Origin of the sequence: Desulfovibrio sp. 1188_IL3213, assembly GCF_036763145.1 — a bacterium.
Taxonomy (GTDB): domain Bacteria; phylum Desulfobacterota; class Desulfovibrionia; order Desulfovibrionales; family Desulfovibrionaceae; genus Desulfovibrio.
In genome coordinates, this window is the sequence record NZ_JBAIYR010000094.1 from 1 (window position 1) to 7,008 (window position 7,008).

Below are 7,008 nucleotides of genomic sequence, written 5' to 3' on the forward strand. Positions count from 1 at the left end.
CCTTCTCGGCCCCCCTTGCATCCCCCCCGAAGCACCCCCGCCGGGCTTTCCATATTCCATCAACCCTCAGGGCCACATCTGCACTCACTCCGGGCAATCCTGCCGGGCCTTCCTGCTTCCGTAATTTCGCGAGGTCTGCGCGGCCTCTGCTGCGGGAGCTTCCCTCACTTCGTTCGGGTGATCTCCCTGCGCGCCGCGCAATGCCATCGTTTGCTTTCTCCCTGTATGAAAAAGTCAGGGCTGTGAGAACTCCGCAAATAGAACAGTTTCACTTTGAAATTGCTCTGACGGCTGCGTGAGCAGACGTTCGCTACGGAGGCGTAAGCACAGTTTATCTGCGCGGTTAAACGCCGAAGTGAGCGTGGCTTTAACTTTGAGAATGTACATTCTCAAAGTTAATCTGCTCTGACAGACTTGTCCGCTGGGCAGTAGTATTTCCTCTTGGAGGGTAACGCACTATTATTTTTGCGTTCCCTGCGCTGCGGAATCCGCGCGGGATATGAGGCAGGGGGAGCGCCCGGTCAGGCGCAGGATTATCTGCATCAGCAGAACCGGTGCAAGAATGAGGGCGCAGGTCAGGTGGCAGAGCTTGATCATCGCGTAGGTTTCACCAAAAAAGGCCACGTCCGGCAGGTTGTGCAGCACCAGGGTCAGGCCGCTGAGAATAAGGGCGCCGATCAGTGACGCCCGCAGACACCCGCCCACGGTGAGGCGCAGGTCCTTTCTGCCCTGCCGCCACCAGATGATGACGGCATAGGTGCTGAGCATAAGCAGGGCCGCAGCCGCATAGTAATGCCACAGGGAGGCCCGGTTGTCCCAGCCTACCAGCCCGAAGCGCACCGCAAACGGCAAATGTGCCAGGCCGGAAAATACAGCGGTCATAAGGCTTGCAGACCACAGGACACGAAACAGGCCGGAAAAAAGTTCCCGTCGTCGGTGCGGACGAATCATGGCTTGCGCTCCTTTCGCCGGTCGCGCCACAGGCGCAATGAAGCGAGGGCTGCTCCGGCCAGGGGGGCCGCCAACACAAGGTCAAGCAGGCTGTTTTCTTTTTCCATGCTGGCTCTGGCCGGGCGCAGGCTGGGCTGCCCGATGTCTACCTGCCCCTGCTGCAGCATGGCGGCTTCAATGTCTCTGAAAGGAATGGAAGAGACGTAGATGGTGTTGGTTCCACCGTTTTCCGTAAGGCCAAAAAGCTCTCCCCGTCGCAGGCTCGCCATTTCTTTGGCACGAACCACCATTTTGTTGCGGGGGCCGATGCTCTGCGCCCCGGACGGACAGGCGGCCACGCAAGCGGGCGTCTGGCCTTCCTCCAGCAGGCTTCGGCAATAATCACATTTGAATACAAGGCCGTAGCCGATATAGCGTGGCGCTATCTTGAGGTAAGGCCCCACGCCAGACTGACGCTGCGGGATGCCCCAGGGGCAGGCCCGGTGACAGGACCCGTCGCCCAAACACATGGATTCGTCAATGTAGGCAGCGCCTTGTGGACTTTGACGAGCAGCGCCTGACGGACACAGGCTCACACACTGGGGATTGAGGCAGTGCAGGCAGCGGCGCGGCATAAACACCTTATGCCCCTCGCGACGCCCCGACAGGGTGCAGGACTGGATGTACAGCCAGTTGTATGGGGTCAGACGGCTCGTGACGTCCTGTCGCTCAGACCAGTCGATGATTGGCTTCCAGGAGGGGACCGGGCGGGGGATGGGTTTCCGCGGAATGGGCAGTCCGGCAAGATTACGATCCCGGCAGGCGGTTACACACGCGCCGCAGCCGGTACAACGATCAACGTCAATGATGGTGCAGCAGTCCACAGCGTCTGTGGACAGGCGCAGGGCCATGCCTCGGGCGGGCTGAATGCCTGCCAGACCAAGACCGGCGGCTCCGGCTGCGGATGTCAGCCCTTTAAGAAGGCTTCTGCGTTCTGGTAAAAAGTCTTTTGCCATGCTGTCCCTTGAAAGGTCTTTGCCATGTCTTTTCATGGATTATGTACACATGGTACGCGGAGCAGGAGGTTCGCGTCAACGCGAGGCGGAAGAAAAACGGGGCGGCAGCGGGGCGGTCGCAATGCGCGGTCTGCCGTGATGCCGTGCCCGGTACGCACCTGATGGTGCGCCGGGGGCGTGGATGGTCTGACAGTGTGGAATGTTTGAGGCGCGCGGGGCGGTCTGCCGAGTGTCGAGGCTTACGCGCGTGTGCCGCCGGTACCGCGTGCTCGTGTCAACGAGGTAACCATTGCGGGACGGTTTTGTAAACCCGTTGGCGCTGTTCCTGTACGCGTGGGCCTGAATGCCTTGCGCCTGTCCATCTGTATTTGGCGCCTCCGGGCTGTAGATCTGCGTTTGCGCTGCGCAATGCGTGGATCAGGCCGTCTTTTTTTCAAAGGGCGGCGGTGGCCGCCAGCGCCAGAAAAGGGCAAGCAGGGGAACAAGGCCCACAAGTTCCGCAACCTCTCGCGGGGCCACCTTGCCCGCGATCTGCCACAGGGCCAGGCTCGCCATGATGGCAGCCAGCATAAGCAGCCATTGCCCCGCACTCATGGGCCGGGCGGCCCACTGGAAAAAGCCCACCGTCAGAATGGCGACCCACACCTTGGTGATGGTCAGGGACAGGGCCGCGCCCTCAAGAGGCATGGCCGGAATGAGCGTGAAGCAGCAGATGATGTTGAGCACAAGGCCGCTTACATAAAAGGCCAGCAGCAGGCGGTGGCGGCGCATGCCGATCATGGCGTAGGCTGCCAGGTTATGCAAAAAGGCCGTGGCCAGACACGGGGTAAGCAGTTGCTGGGCGCGGACGGCGCTTTCATAGTTTTGCCCGTAAATAAAGGGCAAAAAGCGGTCGCTTTCCACACAGATAAGAAAAATTATGGGTAGGGCCGCTGCCCAGAGCGTCCGGGCCGTCTGGCCCGCCAACTGGCTGAAGGCGGCCCTGTCCTGTTGCCAGTGCCTTGCCAGCAAAGGAAATATGACCTTGCCGAGCAGGGCGCTGGAAACCAGAACAGACAAGCCTTCAATGGTTTCCCAGGCAACCCCGTAACCGCCCACATCGGCATTGCCGCCATACTGTTTGAGAAAGATGACGTTGATCTTGTTATAGAACATGGCGCAGGCGGCCATGCAGGTAAAAATAAGCCCGTGCTTCATCTGGCGCGCAAGATCAAGCATGCCGGATTTGCCCACGCCGGTCAGGGGGTTGCGCCCCAGCGCCGCCAGGGCGAAAATGATGCAGAGGACGGATTCGATGGGTTTGTACAGCGCGATGACAATGGGCGGCGCGCCCATAACCACGCAGGCGATGCCGAAGCCGATGCCGATGAGAGCCGACGGCACACGGATGCGCATTTCCACATCCTGTCGGCCACGGGCCTGACACAGGGCAAAAAAAGAGTCGCTTACGCCGTCAAGGCCAAGGCCTGCGGCAATGCAGAGCACAATAAGGCGCAGTTCCGGGCTGTAGTTTTGCCAGCCTGTTACCAGCCAGGTTGCGGCAAGGGCCAGCACCAGCACAACGAGCTTGAGCCACGTGACTTCACCAAGCAGCGCCCTGGGGCGGCCCTCGCGCCGGGCAAAGGTGGACAGCAGAAAATCGTTAAGCCCCACATCGGCAATGGTTTTCACCAGATAACCGAATGTGAGGGCCAACACGATCTGGCCCATAATGTCCGGGCTGCGGCGGGCCAGCAAGATGGTAAAGGCCGTCCATGCCAGGTCGCGCGTCCATTGCGCGCCCAGAATATAGCCGAGCCTGCGGGGGATGCTCTTGAGCTTCATGCCTGGGCTTTACCTGCCGCCCCCGAAACGCACGACGGCCTTGAAACCGGGCTTGAGTTCCAGATCTGGGTTGGGAACCGTGATCTCCACCGTGTAGTAAGACGGATTCGAGACGCTCATGTCGTTGGAAACCCAGGATATTTCGTTGACCTTGCCGGGGAATATCTTGTTGCCCAGCGAGGGGATTTCCACGTCTACCTTGTCACCTGCCGCGATGCCGCTGATTTCGGCCTCGTACACGGGAACCTGGATCAGCACGGGGTCAAGCTGCCCCACCCTGATGGGCATGCTGCCGGCAGGAAGCAGGGAGCCCGGATTGAGGGTGGCGTCAAGCGAGAGCACATAGCCCTTGATGGGAGAGGTCAGGGTAAGGGTTTCAGGCAGAATTTCGCCTTCCTTGATCTCTTGCCCAAAGTAGCTGCTCAGTTCCTTAAGGCGGATGGAAAAGCTGTTTTCAGCTTTTTTGATGGTAGTGGTGGTAAGCTCGATGCGGCGCTGCAAAGAGGTCACGTCTTCTTCAAGACGCCCTGAAGCCTGGCGGGAACCAAGGCCCGATGCGGCAAGTTGACGCGCCTTGTTGCGCTGGGCGATGGTTTCGGCCAGCTTGCGTTCAAGATCAAGAACCTGCCCCTTGAGACTTTCTGTGCCGGCCCCCTGCATGACCTCGCGCTGCAAGGTACGCTCGGCGTCTTCGTGCAGGTGGTAGCGCATGAGGGGGGCGTCTTCTTCCACGGCTTCGCCGGGTTTGACAAGCACAGCGTCCACAACCCCGTTAAAGGGCATGGGTACGGCTCGTGTAACCGTTGTCACCACTTTGCCGGTCAGAATGGTCACGCCGCTTTTGCCGCCCTCGGCAGCAGTGCCTGCGGCGGCGAATGCCAGGCTGACCAGCAGGGCCAGTGTGGCTGCCAGGCCCCGCGCGGCGGGGAGACATATACGGGCAAGGCGTTGCATTACAGCACCTCTTTGGCGGGCAGGCCGAGGAAATGTTCCTGAAGCGCCGTGGAAAGATACATCCATTCAAGCTGGGCCAGTTCGCAGGTCAGCTCGGCGCGGATAAGGGCTATCTGGGCCTGCACCATGGCTTCCTTTCTGTCGGCCACGGCGGGCAGCTCGGCGATGCCTTCATTGAAAGAAATATGGGCTTCCTTGTACTGCATGGCCGCCGTGTCAAAGCGCGTGCGCGCGAGCTTGAGTTCGGTTTCGGCCAGGGCCACGTTCTGTTCGGCCTGCAGCCACCGGTTGGAATAGTCGGTGCGTTTGCGGGCCATCTCGTGAAATGCCTGCGCCTTTTGCATGCGGGCAGTCTGCACGCCGCGATAACGGCGGCCCCAGTCCAGCAGGGGAAAGCTGAAGTTCAGGTGCAGGAAGGTGTCTTCGCTGCCGCTGGCTGGCTGGTACTGACCGGCCGGCGGGCTGTTGTTGAGGGCAATGCTCATGTCGGGAATGTACTGCGCCCAGGCAACCATGATGTTATAGTCGCCCAGCTTGATCTGGCCGCGCAGCAGCAGGTCGTCTTCGGTGGTTGTCCAGCGTTCGTCCCATTTGAGCCTGCGCCCGTTGAAGCCGCGCAGGATCTCTTCGGCGCTGGAGGTGTCCACATCCAGGCGCTGTTGGGGATCAACGCCCGCCAGTATTTTAAGCTGGGTGAGCTGCATGGTTTCTTTCATCTTGGTCTGCTCCAGCATGAGTTCAAGCTCGCGCTGGTGCTGCATGGCAAGATTGAGAGAAACCCCCTGGCGGCCGTCAACGGCTTCCACCTGCTGCCAGTAGGCAATCAGTTCCTTGCCGATGGGCAGCAGTTCTTTTTGCGCCTTGACGATTTTCTTCTGTGCCTGCAGTTGCAGATACGCCTGGCCGATCTTGTAGATGGCCTCGCCCACGGCCTTGCGGTGCGTGGAGATGGCAAGGTTGACCATGGCCTTCTGCACCTGATGCTCAAAATAGCTGGCAACAGGATTGGGAAAGGCCGCGTAAAAACCCACGGTAAACTTGGTACGCCCGTAATCGCCGGGGGTATCCTTGTGGTTCATGTTGTACTGCGTGAGGTTGTTGCTGACCTGCAAGGTCATGCGCGGCTCTGGCAGATACTTCCACACGGCGTCGGTAAGGGCGACGCGCTTGATTTCCAGGTCCACCGCGCTGTTCACCAGAAGCGGCGATTGCTGGATGGTAAGAAAAACACAGTCTTCAAAGGTGAAGACCTTGGCGGGATCATAAAGATTGGGAACCGCGGCCTCAAGCTTGCTCTTGTTTTCCACCGGTACGCCGGGGGCCTCTTCCAGCCAGTGTCTGGCGGGCAGTTCCGGCGATTTGAGGCCCGCCTTGTTGGAGGCGCAGGCAGAGAAAAACAGGGTCAGAACAAGCAGCAGCGGAAGATAGGTCCGCGCTGGAAGGAATGTACGTGCGTTATGCGGCATCTGGCACCCTTTACAGGCTCGCGCCCGGCGCGTTGGTAAGGTCACGGTTATTGCGGCGGGAGCGCGCCAAGGCGCGAGGATTCGTGGTCCCGTCGGTCAAATTCCAGATGATGAAGGGTAAGGAAGATGCGGCCGCGCTCATCAACGGCCTGGCCGTCAAAGCGCAACAGCCGGGGATCCGACCAGGAGCGGCGCAGCACCACATGCCACGGGCCTTTGCCCCTTTCGGCCCCGAATCGGATAAAACCGGCCGCATGCAGCCGCCAGCAGCGCACCGCATGGACCGCCGCTGTCATGTCCGCTCCGCTGTTTTCAGCTTCCTGTGCTATGGACAGCCAGGCAGCCTGCACCATTCCCTCCACCACATGCAGAACGTCAGTATAGCCTTTATTGCCTTCGGGGGCAATGGCCGCATGCGGCGGATTCAAGCGTGCCGCATACCTGTGTCCCGGTAAAACCAAAAAATCTCGCAACATGCGCCAGGGGGCGCCAAGGCCGACGGCCTCATAAAAAACTTCGGCGTTCAGACCGGGGACAGCGGTATGGTGTTCCCTTCCGGGGACGCCGGTTTCGTGCGGCCACAGGGGGGGGACCTGCCCGCTGCCGGCAGCCAGCAGGGTCATGCCGCCGGCTACGGGGGTGTATCTGTCGAGACGCCTGCCGTTGGCCGTTATGTCGCGTACTGCCAGTTCGCCCCTGCACATGCGGGTCATGACGCCGTCCTGCATGAGCCAGGGTTCGGCTTCCGTAGTCAGGCGGCACTCGCGCGTAATGCCGGGCGGCAAAAGCGGCGGCTCGTGAAAGCGCAGGTCGGAAAA

The 7,008-nt window shown here is 60.4% G+C and carries 5 protein-coding genes and 1 pseudogene; all 6 read right to left on the minus strand.

The window, feature by feature from the left end; translation table 11 throughout:
* Nucleotides 1–459: 459 nt before the first annotated feature.
* A complete protein-coding gene (locus tag V6C16_RS05965) occupies nucleotides 460–951 on the minus strand; it encodes a FeS-binding protein (protein WP_333534867.1) in 492 nt (163 codons plus the stop codon).
* Nucleotides 948–1,982 (minus strand): 4Fe-4S dicluster domain-containing protein, encoded by a 1,035-nt coding sequence (locus tag V6C16_RS05970; protein WP_333534866.1) that lies wholly within the window; start codon nucleotides 1,980–1,982, stop codon nucleotides 948–950. Before V6C16_RS05970 ends, V6C16_RS05965 begins: the two co-directional genes overlap by 4 nt.
* A 381-nt stretch (nucleotides 1,983–2,363) precedes the next feature.
* Complete coding sequence (locus tag V6C16_RS05975; protein WP_333542888.1) at nucleotides 2,364–3,770, minus strand: oligosaccharide flippase family protein; 1,407 nt, start codon at nucleotides 3,768–3,770, stop codon at nucleotides 2,364–2,366.
* A gap of 9 nt (nucleotides 3,771–3,779) precedes the next feature.
* Nucleotides 3,780–4,724 (minus strand): HlyD family secretion protein, encoded by a 945-nt coding sequence (locus V6C16_RS05980; RefSeq protein ID WP_333534595.1) that lies wholly within the window; start codon nucleotides 4,722–4,724, stop codon nucleotides 3,780–3,782.
* Complete coding sequence (locus tag V6C16_RS05985) at nucleotides 4,724–6,190, minus strand: TolC family protein (RefSeq protein WP_333534596.1); 1,467 nt, start codon at nucleotides 6,188–6,190, stop codon at nucleotides 4,724–4,726. The genes V6C16_RS05980 and V6C16_RS05985 overlap by 1 nt, the downstream gene beginning before the upstream one ends.
* A 47-nt stretch (nucleotides 6,191–6,237) precedes the next feature.
* Nucleotides 6,238–7,008 (minus strand): annotated as a pseudogene (locus V6C16_RS05990) (acyltransferase domain-containing protein); the annotation flags it as partial.